Genomic DNA, 20,796 nt, shown 5'->3' with positions numbered 1-20,796 from the left:
ATAATAAAAGGCCGAGCCATGTCACTCACCCTGGAGCACGTCAGCCGCACCGTCGAGGGCCAGACCTGGATCGACGATGCCAACCTGAGTTTTGAACCCGGTTCCTTCAACGTTTTGCTGGGGCGCACCCTGTCCGGCAAAACCAGCCTGATGCGCCTGATGGCCGGTCTGGACAAGCCCGACAGCGGCCGCATCCTGATGAACGGCGTCGACGTTACCCAACGGCCGGTGCGCTTGCGCAATGTGTCGATGGTCTACCAGCAATTCATCAATTACCCGACCATGACGGTGTTCGACAACATCGCTTCACCGCTGCGCCAGGCCGGTGTATCCAGTGAGCTGATCCAGAGCAAGGTGCTGGAAACCGCGAAGATGCTGCGCATCGAAAAATTTCTGAAGCGTTATCCGCTGGAGCTTTCCGGTGGCCAGCAACAACGCACGGCCATGGCCCGGGCGCTGGTCAAGGATGCCGAGTTGATCCTGTTCGACGAGCCGCTGGTCAACCTCGACTACAAGTTGCGCGAGGAACTGCGCCAGGAAATGCGCGAGCTGTTCAAGGCGCGCCACACCATCGCGATCTACGCCACCACCGAACCCAACGAAGCCCTGGCCCTGGGCGGCACCACCACCATTCTTCACGAAGGCCGGGTGATCCAGAGCGGCCAGTCGTCCTCGGTTTATCACCAGCCGCAAACCGTGCTGGCGGCGGAGCTGTTCTCCGAACCGCCGATCAACCTGATGCCGGGGCGCATTGCCGGCAACGAAGTGAGTTTCGCCAACTTCGTGCACTTTCCGCTGAACGTCGATTTGCGCCCGGTGGGCGAGGGCGAGTTCCGTTTCGGCGTGCGACCCAGCCATATCTCGCTGGTGCCGAGCAATGACGATGACCTCGAACTGGCGGTGACCGTCGAGGTGGCCGAAATCAGTGGCTCGGAAACCTTCCTGCACGTGCGCAACGAGCATTTCCTGCTGGTGCTGCACTTGCCGGGTGTTCACGAATACGACGTCGATGCGCCGATCCGTATCTACATCCCGACCCATAAACTGTTTGTGTTCGATACGCAGGGCCGGCTGGTGCAGGCGCCGGGCCAGCGTGTCGCGAGGGTAGCCTGATGGCCGAAATCCGTTTGCAGAACCTCGCCCACAGCTACACCAAAACCCCGATGGGACCCGAGGACTACGCGATCCGCGAGATGGACCACATCTGGGAGCAGGGCGGCGCCTATGCGTTGCTCGGTCCTTCGGGCTGTGGCAAATCAACCTTGCTCAACATTATTTCCGGGTTGCTCAGCCCGTCCCAGGGGCATGTGCTGTTCGACGGCAAAGCGGTCAACGACCTGACGCCGGAGAAGCGCAACATTGCTCAGGTTTTCCAGTTCCCGGTGGTCTACGACACCATGACGGTGTTCGACAACTTGGCCTTCCCGCTGCGCAACCAGGGCATGGCCGAGGCAAGAATTCATACCAAGGTGCAGGAAATCGCCGAAGTCCTCGACCTGCAGAACCTGCTGAGCAAAAAGGCGCGCAACCTCACCGCCGACGAAAAACAGAAAGTCTCCATGGGGCGCGGGCTGGTGCGCGACGATGTGTCGGCGATCCTGTTCGATGAGCCGCTGACGGTGATCGACCCGCACCTGAAGTGGAAGCTGCGACGCAAGCTCAAGCAGATCCACGAGCAGTTCAACATCACCATGGTCTACGTCACCCACGATCAGCTGGAGGCCTCGACCTTCGCCGACAAGATTGCGGTGATGTACGGCGGGCAGATCGTGCAATTCGGCACACCACGGGAATTGTTCGAGCGCCCGAGCCACACCTTTGTCGGCTACTTCATCGGCAGCCCGGGGATGAACCTGATCGAGGTGCAGCCGCAACCGGGGGGCGTCGGGTTCGCCTCGACCCACCTGCCGCTGTCCGAGGCCATGCAGCAACGCATCGCCGAATCCGAATGGAAAACCCTGAAGGTCGGCATTCGCCCGGAGTTCATCCATGTGTGGGACGAAGCCTTTGATGATGCGCTGCGGGCACAGGTCGTACACGTCGAGGACCTGGGCACCTACAAGATCATGAGCCTCGACCTCGATGGCACGCCACTGAAAGTGCGTCTGGCCGAAGACAAACCGGTGCCACAGGGCACGGCGTACATCAGCTTTCCTGCGCAATGGCTGATGGTCTATGCCGATGATTTCCTGCTCGAAGCCCATGCCAACCAGGAGGCGCAGCCATGAACAAGGTGCAGAACAACAAGGCCTGGTGGCTGGTGCTGCCGGTGTTCCTGCTGGTGGCGTTCAGTGCGGTGATCCCGATGATGACCGTGGTCAACTATTCGGTGCAGGACATTTTCGACCAGTCCAGCCGCTATTTCGTCGGTGCCGACTGGTACAAGCAGGTACTGCTCGACCCTCGGCTGCACGACTCGCTGTTGCGCCAGTTCATCTATTCCGCCTGCGTGCTGCTGATCGAAATTCCGCTGGGCATTGCCATCGCCCTGACCATGCCGACCAAGGGCCGCTGGTCTTCGGTGGTGTTGATCGTGCTGGCGATCCCGCTACTGATCCCGTGGAACGTGGTCGGCACCATCTGGCAGATCTTCGGCCGCGCCGACATCGGCTTGCTGGGGGCGAGCCTCAAGGCCATGGGCATCAACTACAACTATGCGGCGAACACCGCGGACGCCTGGGTCACCGTGCTGGTGATGGACGTCTGGCACTGGACCTCGTTGGTGGCGCTGTTGTGCTTCTCCGGGTTGCGGGCGATTCCGGATGTGTATTACCAGGCGGCGCGAATCGACCGTGCCTCCGCCTGGGCAGTGTTTCGCCACATCCAGTTGCCCAAGCTCAAGAGCGTGCTGTTGATCGCCGTGATGCTGCGTTTCATGGACAGTTTCATGATCTACACCGAGCCGTTCGTGCTGACCGGCGGCGGCCCGGGCAATGCCACGACCTTTCTCAGCCAGACCCTGACGCAGATGGCCGTAGGGCAATTCGACCTGGGGCCGGCCGCGGCGTTCTCGCTGGTGTACTTCCTGATCATCCTGTTGGTGTCCTGGCTGTTCTACACCGCCATGACTCACTCTGACGCCAACCGTTGAGGCCCGCGCCATGAGCAAAAGAAAGCTTATCCCTTTGCTGCTCTACATCCTGTTCCTGCTGGTGCCGATCTACTGGCTGCTGAACATGTCCTTCAAGAGCAACAGCGAAATCCTCGGCGGCCTGACGCTGTTCCCGCAGGATTTCACCCTGGCCAACTACAAGGTGATCTTCACCGACCCGAGCTGGTACACCGGCTACATCAACTCGGCGTATTACGTGAGCCTGAACACGATCATTTCCCTGACCGTGGCACTGCCGGCGGCCTATGCCTTCTCGCGCTATCGCTTCCTGGGTGACAAGCACCTGTTCTTCTGGCTGCTGACCAACCGCATGGCGCCGCCGGCGGTGTTCCTGTTGCCGTTTTTCCAGCTGTATTCGTCGATCGGGTTGTTCGACACCCATATTGCCGTGGCCCTGGCTCACTGCCTGTTCAACGTGCCGCTGGCTGTATGGATTCTCGAAGGCTTCATGTCCGGCGTGCCCAAGGAAATCGACGAAACCGCCTACATCGATGGCTACAGTTTCCCCAAGTTCTTCATGAAGATTTTCATCCCTTTGATCGGCTCCGGCATCGGTGTGACGGCGTTCTTCTGCTTCATGTTTTCCTGGGTCGAACTGCTGCTGGCACGAACCCTCACCTCGGTGAACGCCAAGCCCATCGCGGCGGTGATGACCCGCACCGTTTCGGCATCCGGTATCGACTGGGGTGTACTGGCGGCGGCGGGGGTGTTGACCATCCTGCCGGGCATGCTGGTGATCTGGTTTGTTCGCAACCACGTGGCCAAGGGCTTTGCCCTGGGCCGGGTATGAGGAACTGATGATGGAATGGATGAGTTGGACCGCCCCCACAGCGGCGTTCTTCAGCGTGATTGGCCTGATCCTGGTGGTCATGACCACCTGGGAGTTGCGTTCGCCGAGCATCCTTCGGCGAGGTTTTCTACCGATTGCCACCACCCGTGGCGATCGCTTGTTCATCGGTCTTCTCGGCAGCGCCTACCTGCACTTGCTGGTAATCGGCGTCACCGACTGGAGCATCTGGGTGGCGTTCGCGTTGTCCCTGGTGTGGCTGTTGGCTGTGATGCGTTGGGGCTAGTCGAATCGCTCGGCACTGTTGCTCCGAAACCCTAAAAGGAGGTCTCTATGTTCGACAAAAACAATAAGCTGCGACATAGCATTTCATTGGCAGCCATGCTGGCACTCAGCGGTTTGAGCGCTTCGGCCTGGGCCGATGCCTACGAAGATGCCGCAAAAAAATGGATCGGCAGTGAATTCAAGCCATCCACACTGACGGCCGATCAGCAGCTGGAAGAATTGAAGTGGTTCATCAAGACGGCGGAGCCCTTCCGCGGAATGAGCATCAAGGTGGTGTCGGAAACCATCGCGACCCACGAGTACGAGTCCAAGGTGCTGGCCAAGGCCTTCACCGAGATCACCGGGATCAAGTTGACCCACGACCTGCTGCAGGAAGGCGACGTGGTGGAAAAGCTGCAGACCGTGATGCAATCGGACAAGAGCATCTATGACGGCTGGGTCAACGACTCGGACTTGATCGGTACGCACTTTCGGTACGGCAAGACCGAATCGATCACCGACCTCATGGCTAACGAAGGCAAGGACTTCACCTCGCCGACCCTCGACATCAAGGACTTCATCGGCATTTCCTTCACCACTGCGCCGGACGGCAAGATCTACCAGTTGCCTGACCAGCAGTTCGCCAACCTGTACTGGTTCCGTGCCGACTGGTTCGAACGCGCGGACCTCAAGGCCAAGTTCAAGGAAAAGTACGGCTACGACCTGGGCGTACCGGTGAACTGGTCGGCCTATGAAGACATTGCCAAGTTCTTCAGCGAAGACGTCAAGGAAATCGACGGCAAGCGCGTCTACGGGCACATGGACTACGGCAAGAAGGACCCGTCCCTGGGCTGGCGTTTTACCGATGCCTGGTTCTCCATGGCCGGTGGCGGCGACAAGGGCATTCCCAACGGCTTGCCGGTGGACGAGTGGGGCATTCGTGTCGAGGACTGCCACCCGGTGGGTTCCAGTGTGACCCGCGGCGGCGACACCAACGGCCCGGCGGCGGTGTTTGCCACCACCAAATACGTCGAATGGCTGAAGAAGTACGCGCCACCGGAAGCGGCGGGCATGACTTTCTCCGAATCCGGCCCGGTGCCGTCCCAGGGCAACATCGCCCAGCAGATTTTCTGGTACACCGCCTTCACCGCCGACATGACCAAGCCAGGCCTGGCGGTGATGAACGCTGATGGCACGCCGAAATGGCGCATGGCGCCGTCACCACGGGGACCGTACTGGGAGGAGGGCATGAAGCTGGGCTATCAGGACGTGGGGTCCTGGACCTTCATGAAGTCTACGCCTGAGAAGCAGAAACTGGCGGCCTGGCTTTATGCGCAGTTCGTAACCTCGAAAACCGTGTCGCTGAAGAAAACCATCGTCGGCCTGACGCCAATCCGCGAGTCGGACATCAACTCGCAAGCGATGACCGACCTGGCACCGAAACTCGGCGGCCTGGTGGAGTTCTACCGCAGCCCGGCCCGCGTGCAATGGACCCCGACCGGGACCAACGTGCCTGATTATCCTCGCCTCGCGCAGTTGTGGTGGAGCCACATCGCCGAAGCGGCCAGCGGCGACAAAACCCCGCAACAGGCGCTCGACGGCCTGGCCAAGGATCAGGATGCGATCATGACCCGCCTGGAACGTTCGAAGGCACAAGCCACCTGCGCACCGAAAATGAACCCTGAGCGCGATGCGCAGTACTGGTTCGATCAGCCGGGGGCACCGAAACCTAAACTTGAAAACGAGAAGCCTAAGGGCGAGACCGTGAGCTACAGCGAACTGCTGAAATCGTGGGCGGATGCGCGTAAGTAAGGGTTTGGGAGTGTGAAAAGCGAACGGCACCGAAAGGTGCCGTTTTCTTTTTTGCCTGTTGCGCCGCTTGCCTCCTGTCGAATGTCAGCTATTGCCCATCGCTTTGCAGGTTACTTCCTATAAAGAGGGGGGCACTGGAAAGCAAAAGATCGCAGCCTGCGGCAGCTCCTACAGGATGTACGCCTCCCAAATGTAGGAGCTGCCGCAGGCTGCGATCTTTTGACCTTGAAAACCCCCAAACGCAAAAACGGCACCCGAAGGTGCCGTTTCTGTTTGTTGCCGAGAGTCGCCTAAGCGATCAACCCGCCAGACCCGACTGTTGAACCAGGTTCAGCAGCGGTTGTGGGTACAGGCCGAGGAAGAACGCCAATACCGCGATGGCCAGCAGCATCACGCCGCCTGCACGTTGTTCCCAGTGCAGTTGCGCATCGTGGCGACGCAGGTTCGGTTCGATCAGGTACAGGGTGACCATCACACGCAGGTAGTAGAACACGCCGATGGCGCTGCCCAGTACCAGGGAGGCGACCAGCCACCACTGATGCGACTCGACGCCGGTGGCGATGATGTAGAACTTGCCGATGAAGCCGGCGGTCAGCGGGATACCGGCCAGGGACAGCATCATCACGGTCAGTACGGCAGTCAGGTACGGACGGCGCCAGAACAGGCCGCGGTATTCGTACAGGGCGTCCGCGTCACGGCCGTTGTACGGCGAGGACATCAGGGTGATCACGCCGAAGGCGCCGAGGCTGGTGATCACGTAGGTGACCAGGTACACGCCGATGGCTTCCACGGCCAGGCCCTTGCTCGCCACCAGGGCGATCAGCAGGTAGCCGAAGTGGGCGATGGACGAGTAACCCAGCAGACGCTTGAGGTTGCTCTGGGTCAGGGCCAGCAGGTTACCGAACAGGATCGACGCGATGGCGATGATGGTCAGTACGTTGCTCAGCACGCCGCTGCTCGCCGCTGGCGAGATCTGGAACAGACGCACCATCACCGCGAACACCGCCACTTTCGAAGCGGTCGCCAGGAACGCTGCGACCGGCGCCGGAGCACCTTCGTAGACGTCCGGGGTCCAGAGATGGAAGGGTACCAGCGACAGCTTGAACGCCAGGCCGATCAGCATCATGCCCAGGCCCAGTTGTGCCAGCGAGCTTGGCAGGCCGGTGGCCGCCAGCGCCTGGCCGATGCCGACGAAGCTCAGGGAACCGGAGTCTGCGTAGAGCAGGGCCATACCGAACAACAGGAACGCGGAACCGGCCGCCGACAGCACCATGTACTTGATACCGGCTTCCAGCGAACGCTTGTTGAAGAAGGCATAGGCCACCAGACCGTAGACCGGCACCGACAGCAGTTCCAGACCGACGAACAACCCGGCCAGGTGCTGCGCGCTGACCAGTACCAGGCCACCGGCGGCGGCCATCAGGATCAGCAGGTACAGTTCTTCACGGTTGCCCGGGTAACCCGAACCGCCATCGCCAAGGTAGGCGTGGGCGAGGGTCACACAGGCGAGGGTGGCGACCAGGATCAGCGCCATGTACAGGCAGGCAAAGGTGTCGATCTGCAGCAATGGGGTCACGGCCAGGGGCGCGACTTTCAAGGCAGGCAGGATCGACAGCAATGCCAGGTTCAGACCGGCCACCGACAGCAGGAAGGTCTGGGAGTGGTTGCGGCGCCAGGCGATCGCCAGCATCACCACGATGATCGTGGCGCTGGTAATCAACAGCGGCGCTAGCGCGATAAAGTGTTGAGTCGTGAATTCCATAGCGCTCTTACCGGGCCGAAGCGAGTTGAGTGAAGGCGGTACCGAGCCACTGCTGCACGCCATGCATCGTAGCGGCAGAGGTATCGAGGAACGGTTGTGGGTACACGCCGATGTAGATCAGCAGTGCAGCCAGACCGACCACCATGATCATTTCGCGACCGTCCATGCCATGCAGCACCGCGTCCGATTTGGCCGGGCCGAAGTAGGCACGATGGATCATGATCAGCGAGTAGACCGAACCGAACACCAGGCCGGACGTTGCGATGATGGTGACCCATGGGGCAATCGGGAAGGTACCGATCAGGATCAGGAACTCACCGACGAAGTTACCGGTACCCGGCAGGCCCAGGGACGCCGCCGCGAAGAACAGGCTGAGGGCCGGCAGGTAGGCGATCTTCGACCACAGGCCACCCATTTCACGCATGTCGCGGGTGTGAGTGCGTTCGTACAGCTGGCCGCTCAGGATAAAGAGTGCCGCCGCCGACAGACCGTGGGCCAGCATCTGCATCACCGCGCCCTGCAGTGCCAGTTGGCTGCCGGAGTAGATGCCGATCAGTACGAAGCCCATGTGGGAAACGGACGAGAAGGCGATCAGACGCTTGATGTCGGTTTGCGCGAACGCCAGGAACGCACCGTAGAAGATCCCGATCAGACCCAGGGTCATGGCGAACGGCGCGAACTCGGCCGACGCATTCGGGAACAGTGGCAGGGCGAAACGCAGCAGGCCGTAGGCCGCGGTCTTCAGCAAGATACCGGCGAGGTCGACGGAACCGGCGGTCGGCGCCTGGGCGTGAGCGTCAGGCAACCAGGAGTGGAACGGCACGACCGGCAGCTTGACCGCGAAGGCGATGAAGAAGCCGAGCATCAGGATGTACTCGGTGGTCGTCGACATCTTGGTCTTCAACAGGTCGGCGTAGTTGAAGGTAATCACGCCGGTGTCGTTGAAGTTGACCAGTACCAGGCCCAGGATCGCCACCAGCATGATCAGGCCGGAAGCCTGAGTGAAGATGAAGAACTTGGTCGCCGCGTAGATCCGGGTTTTCTTGCCGTCCGAAGAACTGTGACCCCAGAGCGCGATGAGGAAGTACATCGGCACCAGCATCATTTCCCAGAAGAAGAAGAACATGAACAGGTCGAGGGCCAGGAACACGCCGACGACACCGCCCAGGATCCACATCAGGTTCAGGTGGAAGAAGCCAACGTGACGCTGGATCTCTTTCCACGAGCAGAGTACCGAGAGGACACCCAGCAGGCCGGTCAGCATGATCATCAACAGCGACAGGCCGTCGAGGGCCAGGTGCACATTGATGCCGAAGCGCTGGATCCAGACGTGCTTGAACTCAAGCGCCCAGGTCGGATCGGCACCCGGTGCCGGAGCAAATGAATAGTCACCGTTAGCCCACAGCCAGAGGCCGAGGGAGAGCAGCAGGGACATGGTGATCAGCGCAATCCAGCGGGGGAGGGTGGCGCCGAAGCGCTCACCCATCCAGCACAGCAGGCCGCCGATGAAGGGGATCAGGATTAGCCAAGGCAGAATCATGACGGGTTCGTTTCCTTTCGCAAATTCGCAAGGTTCATATCAGACCGCTACCAGCACGACGGCGCCGATGACCAGCACGGCACCAGCAGCCATCGAGGCGGCATACCAACGCAGTTGACCGGTCTCGGTACGGCTCAGGGCGGTGTGACCGCCTTTGGCCATGCGCGGGATCAGACCGATGGTCTGGTCGAGCGGGTCTTTGCGCAGGATGTGGCTGATCGCCAGGTACGGCTTGACGAACAGTTTGTCGTAGATCCAGTCGAAGCCCCAGGCAGCGAACCACCAGGCCGAAAGGACACGGCCGATGCCGCTGTTGGCGATGGCCGTCACGAAGCGACGCTTGCCGAGGAACAGCAGCGCGGACAGCAGGATACCGGCCAGGGCGATGGCGCCCGAGGCGATTTCCAGGCTGTGCTTGGCTTCGCCGCCGGCATGGCCGACGCTCTCAGGCAGCACGCCGTGCAGTGGCGGCACGATCATGGCGCCGACGAAGGTCGACAGCACGATCAGTACCGACAGTGGCAGCCAGTGGGCAATGCCGTGGCCGGCGTGGGCTTCGGTCTTCGCTTCACCGTGGAACGCGATGAAGATCAGGCGGAAGGTGTACAGCGAAGTCATGAACGCACCGACCAGACCTGCGTAGAGCAGACCGTGGTTGCCGCTGGCGAACGCTTCCCAGAGGATTTCGTCCTTGGAGTAGAAGCCCGCGGTGACCAGTGGCAGGGCCGCGAGGGCCGCGCCGCCGACGATGAAGCTGGCGTAGGCCAGTGGCAGTTTCTTCCACAGGCCACCCATCTTGAAGATGTCCTGCTCGTGGTGGCAGGCAACGATCACCGCACCGGATGCAAGGAACAGCAGGGCCTTGAAGAAGGCGTGGGTCATCAGGTGGAAGATCGCGCCATCCCAGGCACCGACGCCCAGGGCCAGGAACATGTAGCCGATCTGGCTCATGGTCGAGTAGGCGAGGATACGCTTGATGTCGGTCTGAACCAGGGCTGCAAACCCTGCCAGGACCAGGGTCACGCCACCGACAATGCCTACCAGGTGCAGGATTTCCGGTGCCAGGGTGAACAGGCCGTGGGTACGGGCGATCAGGTAGACACCGGCGGTCACCATGGTTGCGGCGTGGATCAGTGCCGAAACCGGAGTAGGACCGGCCATCGCGTCCGCCAGCCAGGTTTGCAGTGGCAGTTGCGCGGATTTACCGACAGCGCCGCCCAGCAGCATCAGGGTGGCCATGACCATCCAGAAGTCGCCGGCCTGGAATTTCTGCGGTGCCAGCACCAACAGTTCCTGGACGTTCAGCGTGCCCAGTTGGGCAAACAGAATGAACAGGCCGATGGCCATGAACACGTCACCGATGCGGGTCACGATGAAGGCTTTGAGTGCGGCGTTACCGTTGTTGCGGTTGCTGTAGTAGAAACCGATCAACAGGTACGAGCACAGGCCCACGCCTTCCCAGCCGAAGTACAGGAACAACAGGTTATCGCCCAGCACGAGGAACAGCATGCTGGCGATGAACAGGTTGGTGTAGGCGAAGAAACGCGAGTAACCGGCTTCACCGCGCATGTACCAGGACGCGAACAGGTGGATCAGGAAGCCGACGCCGACGACCACACCGAGCATGGTCACGGACAGGCCATCCAGGTACAGGGCGAAGTTCGGCGTGAAGCCTTCAACTGCCATCCACTGCCACAACACCTGGGTGTAGTGGCCGCCTTCCGGCGGGGCGACGTTGAATTGCCAGATCACGTAGGCGGTAACGATCGCCGACAGACCGATGGAGCCGACGCCAATCAGCGCGGCCAGGTTTTCCGAGATGCGTCCACGGGAGAACGACAGCAGCAGGAAACCGATGAGAGGGAATACGAAAGTCAGATAGAGAAGGTTCATCCGCGCATCTCACTGGCAGCGTCGATATCGAGCGTGTGGAAGCGGCGATACAGTTGCAGCAGGATCGCCAGGCCAATGCTGGCCTCGGCGGCTGCCAGGCTGATCACCAGGATGAACATGATCTGTCCATCCGGCTGCGCCCAGCGGCTACCGGCAACGATGAACGCCAAGGCGGAGGCATTCATCATGACCTCCAGGCTCATCAGCACGAAAAGGATGTTGCGGCGGACCATCAGGCCGACCAGACCGAGGCAGAACAGGATGCCGGCGACCGCCAGACCATGCTCCATGGGGATAGCAGGCATCGTCATTGCTCCTTGGCTTCGTTGCGGCCCAAGTGGAACGCCGTGACGGCTGCGGCGAGCAGCAGCATCGAGGCGAGTTCAACCACCAGCAGGTAAGGACCGAACAGGCTGATGCCCACGGCCTTGGCGTCTACGGTGGTGTGGCCGACGGCCTGGCCGCTCTGGTGGGAGAACAGCACGTACAGCAGTTCCACCAGCAGCAGCGCGGCGAGGAGGACCGGGCCGCCCCATATGCCGGGCTTGAGCCAGACGCGCTCTTGCTGAACCGAGGCGGGGCCCAGGTTCAGCATCATCACCACGAACACGAACAGCACCATGATGGCGCCAGCGTAGGCGATCACTTCCAGGACACCGGCAAACGGTGCGCCGAGGGCGAAGAACGTCATGGCCACGGCGATCAGCGAAATGATCAGGTAGAGCAGGGCGTGCACAGGGTTGGTGTGGGTGATCACGCGAAGCGTGGACACCACAGCGATACCCGATGCGAAATAGAAAGCGAATTCCATCTTTCTTCCTTAAGGCAGCAAGCTCTTCACGTTGATCGGCTGGGCTTCGTTCTGCGCGGAGCCTTTCGGCTTCCCGGCAATCGCCATACCTGCAACACGATAGAAGTTGTAATCAGGGTTTTTGCCGGGGCCGGAGATCAGCAGATCTTCTTTCTCGTAAACCAGGTCCTGACGTTTGAACTCGGCCATCTCGAAATCCGGTGTCAGCTGGATCGCGGTGGTCGGGCAGGCTTCCTCGCAGAGGCCACAGAAAATGCAGCGCGAGAAGTTGATGCGGAAGAAGTCCGGGTACCAGCGACCGTCTTCGGTTTCAGCTTTCTGCAGCGAGATGCAACCGACCGGGCAGGCCACGGCGCACAGGTTGCAGGCTACGCAACGCTCTTCGCCGTCGGGGTCGCGGGTCAGGACGATACGTCCACGGTAGCGCGGCGGCAGGTAGACCGGTTCTTCCGGGTACTGCAGCGTGTCGCGCTTGCGGAAGGCGTGGCCGAAAATCATCACCAGGCTGCGAAGCTGGGTGTAGAAGCCATGCACGATGTCAAATATGTACTTCATGATTCTCTATCCTCACTGAGCCGCGACGGCGGGCGTGTTGAGCAACACGATCGCAGCGGTCACCAGCATGTTGACGAGGGTCAGCGGCAGGCAGAACTTCCAGCTGAAATCCATCACCTGGTCATACCGTGGACGCGGGATCGAAGCGCGCAGCAGGATGAACATCATGATGAAGAACGCGGTTTTCAGTGCAAACCAGATGAACGGGATCTGCGGCAGGAGACCAAACGGACCGTGCCAGCCACCGAAGAACAAGGTCACCAGCAGCGCCGAAATCAACACGATGCCGATGTACTCGCCGACGAAGAACATGCCCCATTTCATGCCGGCGTATTCAATGTGGTAACCGTCGGCCAGTTCCTGTTCCGCTTCCGGCTGGTCGAACGGGTGACGGTGAGTCACGGCCACGCCAGCGATGAAGAAGGTCAGGAACCCGAAGATCTGCGGAATGATGAACCACAGGTTCTGCGCTTGATATTCAACGATGTCGCGCATGTTGAACGAGCCGACCTGGATCACGATGCCCATCAGCGACAGGCCCATGAACACTTCGTACGACACGGTTTGCGCCGAGGCACGCAAGCTGCCCAGCAGGGCGAACTTGTTGTTGCTCGACCAGCCGGCGAACAGCACCGCGTAGACCGAGAGGCCGGCCATGGCGAAGAAGAACAGGATGCCGATGTTGATGTCCGCCACGCCCCAGGTCGGGGTGATCGGGATGATCGCGAAGGCAATCAGCAGGGCGCTCATGGCCACGACTGGTGCCAGGGTGAAGATCATCTTGTCGGCGAATGGAGGCGTCCAGTCTTCCTTGAAGAACATCTTGATCATGTCGGCGGCGATCTGGAACGCGCCGAACGGACCGACGCGGTTCGGACCGTAACGGTCCTGCCAGAGGGCGAGCAAACGACGCTCGACCCAGCTGAGCAGGGCGCCGCAAACCACCACGGCGAGCAGAATCACCACGGCCTTGAGGACCGCGATGATCACGTCGATCACTTCAGGAGTGAACCAGGTCATTGAGCTGCCTCCTGCAGACCGTCAACGGATTTGCCAAAGATTGCTGGCGGAATGCCGGCGATGCCCGCAGGCAAGGCCACCAGGCCTGCGCCCAGTTCTTCATCGATGCGCAGCGGCAGACGCAGGGTCTGGCCGGCCACGTTCAGGCTCAGCATGGCACCGTCGTTGACGCCCAGGCGGTCGGCTTCGGACTTGGCCAGTGCAACGTAGGCCGCCGGAATGCGTTCCTGAACCGGAGCGGCTTTCGAAGAGTTCTCTTCGCTGCCGAACAGGTGGAAGAACGGCACGACCTGCCAGGTGCCTGGAGCCGGGTTGAACGCGCGCGGAACGCTGGCGAACCAGTTCAGCGAGTCACCGGTGCTTTCGATCAGGCGGGTGCCCGGGTCGCCAGCGCGGATGTGACCACCGACTTCGTCCTGGAACTTGTTCCAGGCTTGCGGCGAGTTCCAGCCCGGAGACCAGGCGAATGGCACTTGCTGACGCGGTTCGGCCGAACCCGAGTAACCCTCCATGGAGAAGGCGAACGCGGTGTCCTTGTCCTGCGGGGTACGCGGTTCGTGCACGCTGATGTCGGCACGCATGGCGGTACGACCGGAGTAGCGCAGCGGTTCACGGGCCAGCTTCATGCCCTTGATGCGGAACGCGGCGGACGGTGCGGCGTCGACAATGCGGTTCAGGACCGGTGTGCTGGAAGCGACAGCGGCGGTGGCGTGGTCCAGCTGGGTCCAGTCGATCGGCTGGTTCAGCAGGGTGGCGCGCAGGGCATGCAGCCAGCGCCAGCCTTCGTGAACCAGGATGCTCGCGTCCATGTACTTCGGATCGAAGACCTGGAAGAAGCGCTGGGCGCGGCCTTCCTGGCTGACCAGGGTACCGTCGCCTTCAGCGAAGCTGGCGGCTGGCAGAACCAGGTGCGCGCGATCGCTGGTGGCAGTCTTCTGATGGTCGGCCACGATCACCACTTTCGCGGCATTCAGGGCGGCATCGACACGGGCTTTGTCGGTACGGGTGTACAGATCGTTTTCCAGCACGACGATGGCGTCGGCCTTGCCATCGATCACCGCTTGCAGCGCGGCGTCGACCGATTCGCCACCGAGCATGGCCAGGCCGAGGCTGTTGGCCTCCGGCACGATCAGGCTGATGGAGCCGTTCTTCTCGCGCAGCTTCAGGGCCTTGGCGATGTTCGCGGCAGCTTCGATCAGGGCTTTGGAGCCCAGGGAAGTACCGGCGATGATCAGTGGGCGCTTGGCCGCGAGCAGGGCGTCGGCAATGCGCTTGGCCAGCTCGAGGGCTTCAGCGTCCAGGCCTTCAACGGCCGGTGCGCTGGCGTCGAGGGCGTGAGCCACGGCGAAACCAATGCGGGCCAGGTCGTCGGGAGCGGCGTGAACGCACTCTTCGGCGATGTCGTCGAGCTTGGTTTCAGCCAGGCTGGCGATGAACAGCGGGTTCAGCGCGTGCTGGCCGATGTTCTTCACGGCGGCGTCGAGCCAAGGCTGGACGCGCATGGCGTCGGCCATGTCTTCGGCCTTGCCCTTGACCGATTGACGCAGGGACAGGGCCATGCGCGCGGCCGTCTGGGTCAGGTCTTCACCGAGCACGAACACGGCGTCGTGGTCTTCGATGTCGCGCATGTTCGGCACTGGCAGCGGGCTGTCCTTGAGCACTTGCAGGACCAGGCGGATGCGTTCCAGTTCGGACGCTTCGATACCCGAGTAGAAGTGCTCGGCACCGACCAGTTCGCGCAACGCGTAGTTGCTTTCGAGGCTGGCGCGAGGCGAACCGATGCCGACGATGTTGCGACCGCGCAGCAGGTCGGCGGCTTTATCCAGGGCTTCGTCGAGGCTCAGCTTGGTGCCGTTGGCCAGCAGCGGCTGACGTGGGCGGTCCTCGCGGTTGACGTAGCCATAGCCAAAGCGGCCACGGTCGCACAGGAAGTACTGGTTCACCGAACCGTTGAAACGGTTTTCGATGCGGCGCAGTTCACCGTAACGCTCGCCCGGGGAAATGTTGCAACCGCTGGAGCAGCCATGGCAGATGCTCGGCGAGAATTGCATGTCCCACTTGCGGTTGTAGCGCTCGGAGTGAGTCTTGTCGGTGAACACACCGGTCGGGCAGACCTCGGTGAGGTTGCCGGAGAACTCGCTTTCCAGGGTGCCGTCTTCAACGCGACCGAAATACACGTTGTCGTGGGCGCCGAACACACCCAGATCGGTGCCGCCGGCGTAGTCCTTGTAGAAGCGCACGCAGCGGTAGCAAGCGATGCAGCGGTTCATTTCGTGGGAAATGAACGGGCCCAGTTGCTGGTTCTGGTGGGTACGCTTGGTGAAGCGGTAACGGCGCTCGTTGTGGCCGGTCATTACCGTCATGTCTTGCAGGTGGCAGTGACCGCCTTCTTCACAGACCGGGCAGTCGTGAGGGTGGTTGGTCATCAGCCATTCAACAACACTGGCACGGAAAGCCTTGGATTCTTCATCGTCGATGGAGATCCAGGTGTTGTCGGTGGCAGGGGTCATGCAGGACATGACGATACGACCACGGGTGTCGTTCTCGTCGGTGTACTGCTTGACCGCGCACTGGCGGCAAGCGCCAACGCTGCCCAGGGCAGGGTGCCAGCAGAAATACGGAATATCGAGGCCCAGAGACAGACATGCCTGTAACAGGTTGTCTGCCCCATCGACTTCGAGCGCTTTGCCGTCTACGTGGATAGTGGCCATGGTTCAAAGTTCTTCGTTGGCCCGGTGTCAGCGGGCGTGGCTAATGGAATCTTGTTATCCGTGTGAATCAACACAGCCGCTTACGGCGTCATCACACGAAAAGCGAAGGGCACGGACCCTTCGCCTTTTTAAGCGGTTACGCGCCGACTACGATCGGCCTTGCCAGAGGGGGACGGCGGCGCTGACAGGCGCGATACCGGCTTCGAACTCATGGCGGAAGTATTTGATTGCGCTGCCCAACGGCTCCACGGCGCCCGGTGCGTGAGCACAGAAGGTCTTGCCCGGGCCGAGGAAGCCGACCAGACCCAGCAGGGTCTCGATGTCGCCTGGCTGGCCTTCACCGTTCTCGATGGCCATCAGGAGCTTGACGCTCCATGGCAAGCCATCGCGGCACGGGGTGCAGAAGCCACAGGATTCGCGGGCGAAGAACTGCTCCATGTTGCGCAGCAGGGACACCATGTTGACGCTGTCGTCCACCGCCATGGCCAGGCCGGTACCCATACGGGTGCCCACTTTGGCGATGCCGCCGGCATACATTTGTGCGTCCAGGTGTTCCGGCAACAGGAAGCCGGTACCGGCGCCGCCTGGCTGCCAGGCCTTGAGCTTGTAACCGTCGCGCATGCCACCGGCGTAGTCTTCGAACAGCTCGCGACCGGTGACGCCGAACGGCAATTCCCACAGGCCCGGGTTCTTGACCTTGCCGGAGAAGCCCATGAGCTTGGTGCCCATGTCTTCGCTACCTTCACGGGCCAACGATTTGTACCAGTCCACGCCGTCGGCAATGATCGCCGGCACGTTGCACAGGGTCTCGACGTTGTTCACGCAAGTCGGCTTGCCCCACACGCCAACGGCGGCAGGGAAGGGCGGCTTGGAGCGCGGGTTGGCGCGGCGGCCTTCGAGGGAGTTGATCAGTGCGGTTTCTTCACCGCAGATGTAACGCCCGGCACCGGTGTGGACGAACAGCTCGAAATCGAAACCGCTGCCCAGGATGTTCTTGCCCAAAAGGCCCGCTGCCTTGGCTTCTTCCACGGCACGGTTCAGGTGCTTGGCGGCGGTGGTGTACTCGCCACGCAGGAAGATGTAGCCACGGTAGGTTTTCAGCGCGCGGGCGCTGATCAGCATGCCTTCGATCAGCAGATGGGGCAGTTGCTCCATCAGCATGCGGTCTTTCCAGGTGTTCGGCTCCATTTCATCCGCGTTGCACAGCAGGTAGCGGATGTTGATGGATTCGTCCTTGGGCATCAGGCCCCACTTCACGCCAGTGGGGAAGCCTGCACCGCCGCGACCCTTGAGGCCGGAATCTTTCACGGTCTGGACGATGTCGTCCTGGGCCATGTCGGCGAAGGCCTTGCGCGCAGCGGCGTAACCGTTCTTGGCCTGGTATTCGTCGAGCCAGACGGCTTCGCCGTCGTCGCGTAGACGCCAGGTGAGCGGGTGAGTCTCGGCCGAACGCTTGATGCGGTTGGCTGGACCGAAGGAAGTCAGGGTCATACGTAGCCCTCGAGCAATTTGGCAACGCCGGCAGGCTGCACATCACCGAAAGTGTCGTCGTCGATCATCAGCGCCGGCGCCTTGTCGCAGTTGCCGAGGCAGCAGACCGGCAGCAGGGTGAAACGACCGTCGGTGGTGGTCTGACCCAGGCCGATACCGAGCTTGCTCTGGATTTCGCTGACCACGGACTCGTGGCCGCCGATGTAGCAGACCATGCTGTCGCAGACGCGAATGATGTGACGGCCGACCGGCTGACGGAAGATCTGGCTGTAGAACGTCGCCACGCCTTCAACGTCGCTGGCCGGGATCCCGAGGATCTCGCCGATGGCGTACAGGGCGCCGTCCGGCACCCAGCCACGTTCCTTCTGGACGATCTTCAGGGCTTCGATCGACGCCGCGCGCGGGTCTTCGTAGTGATGCAGCTCGTGCTCGATGGCCGAGCGCTCGGTTTCACTCAAGGTGAAACGGTCTGTCTGGATAAGCGTGCTGTTCATGCTTAGCGGTCCACGTCGGCCATAACGAAATCGATACTACCCAGGTACGCGATCAAGTCCGCGACCATGCTGCCTTTGATCACCGAAGGGATCTGCTGCAGGTGCGGGAAGCTTGGGGTACGAATCCGGGTGCGGTAGCTCATGGTGCCGCCATCGCTCGTCAGGTAATAACTGTTGATGCCCTTGGTCGCTTCGATCATCTGGAAGGATTCGTTGGCCGGCATGACCGGGCCCCACGAAACTTGCAGGAAGTGCGTGATCAAGGTTTCGATGTGCTGCAGGGTGCGCTCTTTCGGCGGCGGCGTGGTCAGCGGGTGATCCGCCTTGTACGGGCCTTCCGGCATGTTGCGCAGGCACTGGTCGATGATCCTGATGCTCTGGCGCATCTCCTCGACACGCACGATGCAGCGGTCGTAGGCATCGCCGTTGGCGGCCAGCGGCACTTCGAATTCGAAGTTCTCGTAGCCCGAGTACGGGCGCGCTTTACGCAGGTCGAAATCGCAACCGGTCGAACGCAGGCCGGCACCGGTGACGCCCCATTCCAGGGCCTCTTTGGTGTTGTAGTCGGCAACGCCGATGGTCCGGCCACGCAGGATGCTGTTGTCCAGGGCGGCTTTCTGGTATTCGTCCAGACGCTTGGGCATCCACTCGACGAAGTCCTTGACCAGCTTTTCCCAGCCGCGCGGCAGGTCGTGGGCGACGCCACCGATGCGGTACCAGGCCGGGTGCAGGCGGAAACCGGTAATGGCCTCGATCACCGTGTAGGCGCGCTGGCGGTCGGTGAAAGTGAAGAACACCGGGGTCATGGCGCCGACGTCCTGGATGTAGGTACCCAGGAACAGCAGGTGGCTGGTGATCCGGAAGAACTCGGCCATCATGATGCGGATGACGTCGACCTTCTCGGGCACCTTGATGCCGGCCAGCTTCTCGACAGAGAGCACGTACGGCAGGTTGTTCATCACGCCGCCGAGGTAATCGATACGGTCGGTGTACGGGATGAAGCTGTGCCACGACTGACGCTCGGCCATCTTCTCTGCACCACGGTGGTGGTAGCCGATGTCCGGTACGCAATCGACGATCTCTTCACCGTCCAGCTGCAGGATGATGCGGAATGCACCGTGCGCCGAAGGGTGGTTCGGGCCGAGGTTGAGGAACATGTAGTCCTCGTTCGGGCCGGAGCGCTTCATGCCCCAGTCTTCCGGCTTGAAGCGCGCAGACTCTTCTTCGAGCTGCTGCTTGGCCAGGTTCAGGGTGAACGGGTCGAACTCGGTGGCGCGCGCCGGGAAGTCCTTGCGCAGCGGGTGACCTTCCCAGGTTGGCGGCATCATGATGCGCGACAGGTGTGGGTGGCCTTTGAAGTCGATGCCGTACATGTCCCAGACTTCACGCTCGTACCAGTTGGCGTTCGGCCAGATGCTGGTGACAGTCGGCAAGCTGAGGTCGCTCTCGGACAAGGCGACCTTGATCATTACGTCACTATTACGTTCGATCGACATCAAGTGGTAGAACACGGAGAAGTCGACGCCGTTCGGCAGCCCTTGACGCTTGGTGCGCAGACGCTCGTCCACGCCGTGCAGGTCATAGAGCATGACGTACGGCTTGGGCAGGTTACGCAGGAAAGTCAGGACTTCGACGAGTTTGGCGCGGGCAACCCAAAGCACCGGCATGCCGGTGCGGGTAGGCTGGGCGGTGAACGCCTCCGGGCCAAAACGGTTGTTCAGTTCGACGACCACATCCTGGTCGTCTGCCTTGTAAGGCGGGATGTACAGAGCACTGCCTGTAGTCATGGTTATTTATCGCTTTCGGTCAACGTAAAGAATGAAGCCAGCTTCTCGTTTCTTTGAAACAGCAGATCTGGATCAGACTTCGTCGGGGCTGCGCAGGTTGGTTACCTGAATACGCTGTTCGCGGCGCTTTTCCTTCTCGGAAGGCATCTCGGCGCGATACACGCCTTGATCGCCAACGACCCAGGAAAGTGGGCGACGCTCCTGGCCAATCGACTCCTGCAACAGCATCAGGCCTTGCAGGAAAGCTTCAGGGCGGGGCGGGCAGCCAGGCACGTAGACGTCCACGGGCAGGAACTTGTCCACCCCTTGAACGACGGAGTAGATGTCGTACATGCCACCGGAGTTGGCGCACGAGCCCATGGAAATGACCCATTTAGGCTCGAGCATTTGCTCGTAGAGACGCTGAATGATCGGCGCCATCTTGATGAAGCAGGTACCGGCGATAACCATGAAATCCGCCTGGCGCGGCGATGCCCGGATAACCTCGGCGCCAAAGCGCGCGATGTCGTGGGGCGCCGTGAAGGCGGTGGTCATTTCCACGTAGCAGCACGAAAGACCGAAGTTATACGGCCACAGGGAGTTCTTGCGCCCCCAGTTGATCGTGCCGTTGAGCACGTCTTCGAGCTTGCCCATGAAAATGTTTTTGTGGACTTGATCTTCTAACGGATCGGAAACGGTTTCCCGCTGGCCAATCGGATACTGCTCGTTAGGAGCATCGGGGTCGATCCTGGTGAGATTGTATTGCATTGCCAAAGCC

General features: G+C 61.2%; 17 protein-coding genes and 1 pseudogene. 6 read left to right on the top strand and 12 right to left on the bottom strand.

The window, feature by feature from the left end; all coding sequences use genetic code 11:
- The first annotated feature begins 18 nt into the window (after nucleotides 1-18).
- The 6 genes from CD175_RS04260 to CD175_RS04235 are packed head-to-tail and all read left to right on the top strand — an operon-like array spanning nucleotide 19 to nucleotide 5,975.
- On the top strand, nucleotides 19-1,113 hold the full coding sequence (locus CD175_RS04260) for an ABC transporter ATP-binding protein (RefSeq protein WP_015094365.1): 1,095 nt from the start codon (nucleotides 19-21) through the stop codon (nucleotides 1,111-1,113).
- Nucleotides 1,113-2,228: an ABC transporter ATP-binding protein gene (locus tag CD175_RS04255; RefSeq protein ID WP_104447795.1), complete on the top strand. Its 1,116-nt coding sequence runs from the start codon at nucleotides 1,113-1,115 to the stop codon at nucleotides 2,226-2,228. Before CD175_RS04260 ends, CD175_RS04255 begins: the two co-directional genes overlap by 1 nt.
- Nucleotides 2,225-3,091: a carbohydrate ABC transporter permease gene (locus CD175_RS04250; protein WP_104447794.1), complete on the top strand. Its 867-nt coding sequence runs from the start codon at nucleotides 2,225-2,227 to the stop codon at nucleotides 3,089-3,091. Before CD175_RS04255 ends, CD175_RS04250 begins: the two co-directional genes overlap by 4 nt.
- Before the next feature lie 10 nt (nucleotides 3,092-3,101).
- Nucleotides 3,102-3,902, top strand: coding sequence for a carbohydrate ABC transporter permease (locus CD175_RS04245; RefSeq protein ID WP_104447793.1), 801 nt, complete (start codon nucleotides 3,102-3,104; stop codon nucleotides 3,900-3,902).
- Between the two features lie 10 nt (nucleotides 3,903-3,912).
- Complete coding sequence (locus CD175_RS04240) at nucleotides 3,913-4,185, top strand: DUF2160 domain-containing protein (protein WP_104447792.1); 273 nt, start codon at nucleotides 3,913-3,915, stop codon at nucleotides 4,183-4,185.
- Nucleotides 4,186-4,232: 47 nt separating this feature from the next.
- The gene (locus CD175_RS04235; RefSeq protein WP_104447791.1) at nucleotides 4,233-5,975 is read left to right on the top strand and encodes an ABC transporter substrate-binding protein; all 1,743 of its coding nucleotides are present in this window, start codon (nucleotides 4,233-4,235) and stop codon (nucleotides 5,973-5,975) included.
- 298 nt (nucleotides 5,976-6,273) lie between these two features.
- On the opposite strand, the gene nuoN is transcribed toward CD175_RS04235, so the two are convergent.
- The 12 genes and pseudogenes from nuoN to CD175_RS04175 all read right to left on the bottom strand — a co-directional run bounded on the left by nuoN (nucleotide 6,274) and on the right by CD175_RS04175 (nucleotide 20,786).
- Nucleotides 6,274-7,737, bottom strand: coding sequence for an NADH-quinone oxidoreductase subunit NuoN (gene nuoN, locus CD175_RS04230; RefSeq protein ID WP_104447790.1), 1,464 nt, complete (start codon nucleotides 7,735-7,737; stop codon nucleotides 6,274-6,276).
- A 7-nt stretch (nucleotides 7,738-7,744) separates the two neighbouring features.
- Entirely contained in the window at nucleotides 7,745-9,277 is a 1,533-nt protein-coding gene (nuoM, locus tag CD175_RS04225) for an NADH-quinone oxidoreductase subunit M (RefSeq protein WP_104447789.1), read from the bottom strand.
- Between the two features lie 39 nt (nucleotides 9,278-9,316).
- On the bottom strand, nucleotides 9,317-11,170 hold the full coding sequence (gene nuoL, locus CD175_RS04220; RefSeq protein WP_104447788.1) for an NADH-quinone oxidoreductase subunit L: 1,854 nt from the start codon (nucleotides 11,168-11,170) through the stop codon (nucleotides 9,317-9,319).
- The gene (nuoK, locus tag CD175_RS04215; protein ID WP_007946416.1) at nucleotides 11,167-11,475 is read right to left on the bottom strand and encodes an NADH-quinone oxidoreductase subunit NuoK; all 309 of its coding nucleotides are present in this window, start codon (nucleotides 11,473-11,475) and stop codon (nucleotides 11,167-11,169) included. The genes nuoL and nuoK overlap by 4 nt, the downstream gene beginning before the upstream one ends.
- Before the next feature lie 2 nt (nucleotides 11,476-11,477).
- Nucleotides 11,478-11,981, bottom strand: coding sequence for an NADH-quinone oxidoreductase subunit J (nuoJ, locus tag CD175_RS04210; protein WP_104447787.1), 504 nt, complete (start codon nucleotides 11,979-11,981; stop codon nucleotides 11,478-11,480).
- 9 nt (nucleotides 11,982-11,990) lie between these two features.
- Nucleotides 11,991-12,536 (bottom strand): NADH-quinone oxidoreductase subunit NuoI, encoded by a 546-nt coding sequence (gene nuoI, locus CD175_RS04205; protein ID WP_015094374.1) that lies wholly within the window; start codon nucleotides 12,534-12,536, stop codon nucleotides 11,991-11,993.
- Nucleotides 12,537-12,548: 12 nt separating this feature from the next.
- Nucleotides 12,549-13,556, bottom strand: coding sequence for an NADH-quinone oxidoreductase subunit NuoH (nuoH, locus tag CD175_RS04200; RefSeq protein WP_007970448.1), 1,008 nt, complete (start codon nucleotides 13,554-13,556; stop codon nucleotides 12,549-12,551).
- Nucleotides 13,553-16,267, bottom strand: a complete 2,715-nt coding sequence (gene nuoG, locus CD175_RS04195; protein ID WP_104447786.1) for an NADH-quinone oxidoreductase subunit NuoG — start codon at nucleotides 16,265-16,267, stop codon at nucleotides 13,553-13,555. Before nuoG ends, nuoH begins: the two co-directional genes overlap by 4 nt.
- Nucleotides 16,268-16,403: 136 nt before the next feature.
- Nucleotides 16,404-17,758, bottom strand: a pseudogene (gene nuoF / locus CD175_RS04190) (NADH-quinone oxidoreductase subunit NuoF).
- Entirely contained in the window at nucleotides 17,755-18,252 is a 498-nt protein-coding gene (gene nuoE / locus CD175_RS04185; protein WP_008053447.1) for an NADH-quinone oxidoreductase subunit NuoE, read from the bottom strand. The pseudogene nuoF and the gene nuoE overlap by 4 nt, the downstream one beginning before the upstream one ends.
- Before the next feature lie 2 nt (nucleotides 18,253-18,254).
- Nucleotides 18,255-20,039, bottom strand: a complete 1,785-nt coding sequence (gene nuoC, locus CD175_RS04180) for an NADH-quinone oxidoreductase subunit C/D (RefSeq protein WP_008020717.1) — start codon at nucleotides 20,037-20,039, stop codon at nucleotides 18,255-18,257.
- Nucleotides 20,040-20,111: 72 nt separating this feature from the next.
- Nucleotides 20,112-20,786 carry a NuoB/complex I 20 kDa subunit family protein gene (locus CD175_RS04175; protein ID WP_007970441.1) on the bottom strand — a complete coding sequence of 225 codons (675 nt, stop codon included), beginning with the start codon at nucleotides 20,784-20,786 and terminating at the stop codon, nucleotides 20,112-20,114.
- Between the last annotated feature and the right edge of the window lie 10 nt (nucleotides 20,787-20,796).

This window comes from Pseudomonas laurylsulfatiphila, from assembly GCF_002934665.1.
Taxonomy (GTDB): domain Bacteria; phylum Pseudomonadota; class Gammaproteobacteria; order Pseudomonadales; family Pseudomonadaceae; genus Aquipseudomonas; species Aquipseudomonas laurylsulfatiphila.
The sequence above is the reverse complement of the archived record's forward strand: the minus strand, read 5'-3'. Positions and strand labels throughout refer to the sequence as shown.

Excerpts from the sequence above, each read along its gene's own strand:
- CD175_RS04260 (WP_015094365.1), top strand. The coding sequence starts at position 19 with ATGTCACTCACCCTGGAGCACGTCAGCCGCACCGTCGAGGGCCAGACC.
- CD175_RS04255 (WP_104447795.1), top strand. The coding sequence starts at position 1,113 with ATGGCCGAAATCCGTTTGCAGAACCTCGCCCACAGCTACACCAAAACC.
- CD175_RS04250 (WP_104447794.1), top strand. The coding sequence starts at position 2,225 with ATGAACAAGGTGCAGAACAACAAGGCCTGGTGGCTGGTGCTGCCGGTG.
- CD175_RS04245 (WP_104447793.1), top strand. The coding sequence starts at position 3,102 with ATGAGCAAAAGAAAGCTTATCCCTTTGCTGCTCTACATCCTGTTCCTG.
- CD175_RS04240 (WP_104447792.1), top strand. The coding sequence starts at position 3,913 with ATGGAATGGATGAGTTGGACCGCCCCCACAGCGGCGTTCTTCAGCGTG.
- CD175_RS04235 (WP_104447791.1), top strand. The coding sequence starts at position 4,233 with ATGTTCGACAAAAACAATAAGCTGCGACATAGCATTTCATTGGCAGCC.
- nuoN (WP_104447790.1), bottom strand. The coding sequence starts at position 7,737 with ATGGAATTCACGACTCAACACTTTATCGCGCTAGCGCCGCTGTTGATT.
- nuoM (WP_104447789.1), bottom strand. The coding sequence starts at position 9,277 with ATGATTCTGCCTTGGCTAATCCTGATCCCCTTCATCGGCGGCCTGCTG.
- nuoL (WP_104447788.1), bottom strand. The coding sequence starts at position 11,170 with ATGAACCTTCTCTATCTGACTTTCGTATTCCCTCTCATCGGTTTCCTG.
- nuoK (WP_007946416.1), bottom strand. The coding sequence starts at position 11,475 with ATGCCTGCTATCCCCATGGAGCATGGTCTGGCGGTCGCCGGCATCCTG.
- nuoJ (WP_104447787.1), bottom strand. The coding sequence starts at position 11,981 with ATGGAATTCGCTTTCTATTTCGCATCGGGTATCGCTGTGGTGTCCACG.
- nuoI (WP_015094374.1), bottom strand. The coding sequence starts at position 12,536 with ATGAAGTACATATTTGACATCGTGCATGGCTTCTACACCCAGCTTCGC.
- nuoH (WP_007970448.1), bottom strand. The coding sequence starts at position 13,556 with ATGACCTGGTTCACTCCTGAAGTGATCGACGTGATCATCGCGGTCCTC.
- nuoG (WP_104447786.1), bottom strand. The coding sequence starts at position 16,267 with ATGGCCACTATCCACGTAGACGGCAAAGCGCTCGAAGTCGATGGGGCA.
- nuoE (WP_008053447.1), bottom strand. The coding sequence starts at position 18,252 with ATGAACAGCACGCTTATCCAGACAGACCGTTTCACCTTGAGTGAAACC.
- nuoC (WP_008020717.1), bottom strand. The coding sequence starts at position 20,039 with ATGACTACAGGCAGTGCTCTGTACATCCCGCCTTACAAGGCAGACGAC.
- CD175_RS04175 (WP_007970441.1), bottom strand. The coding sequence starts at position 20,786 with ATGCAATACAATCTCACCAGGATCGACCCCGATGCTCCTAACGAGCAG.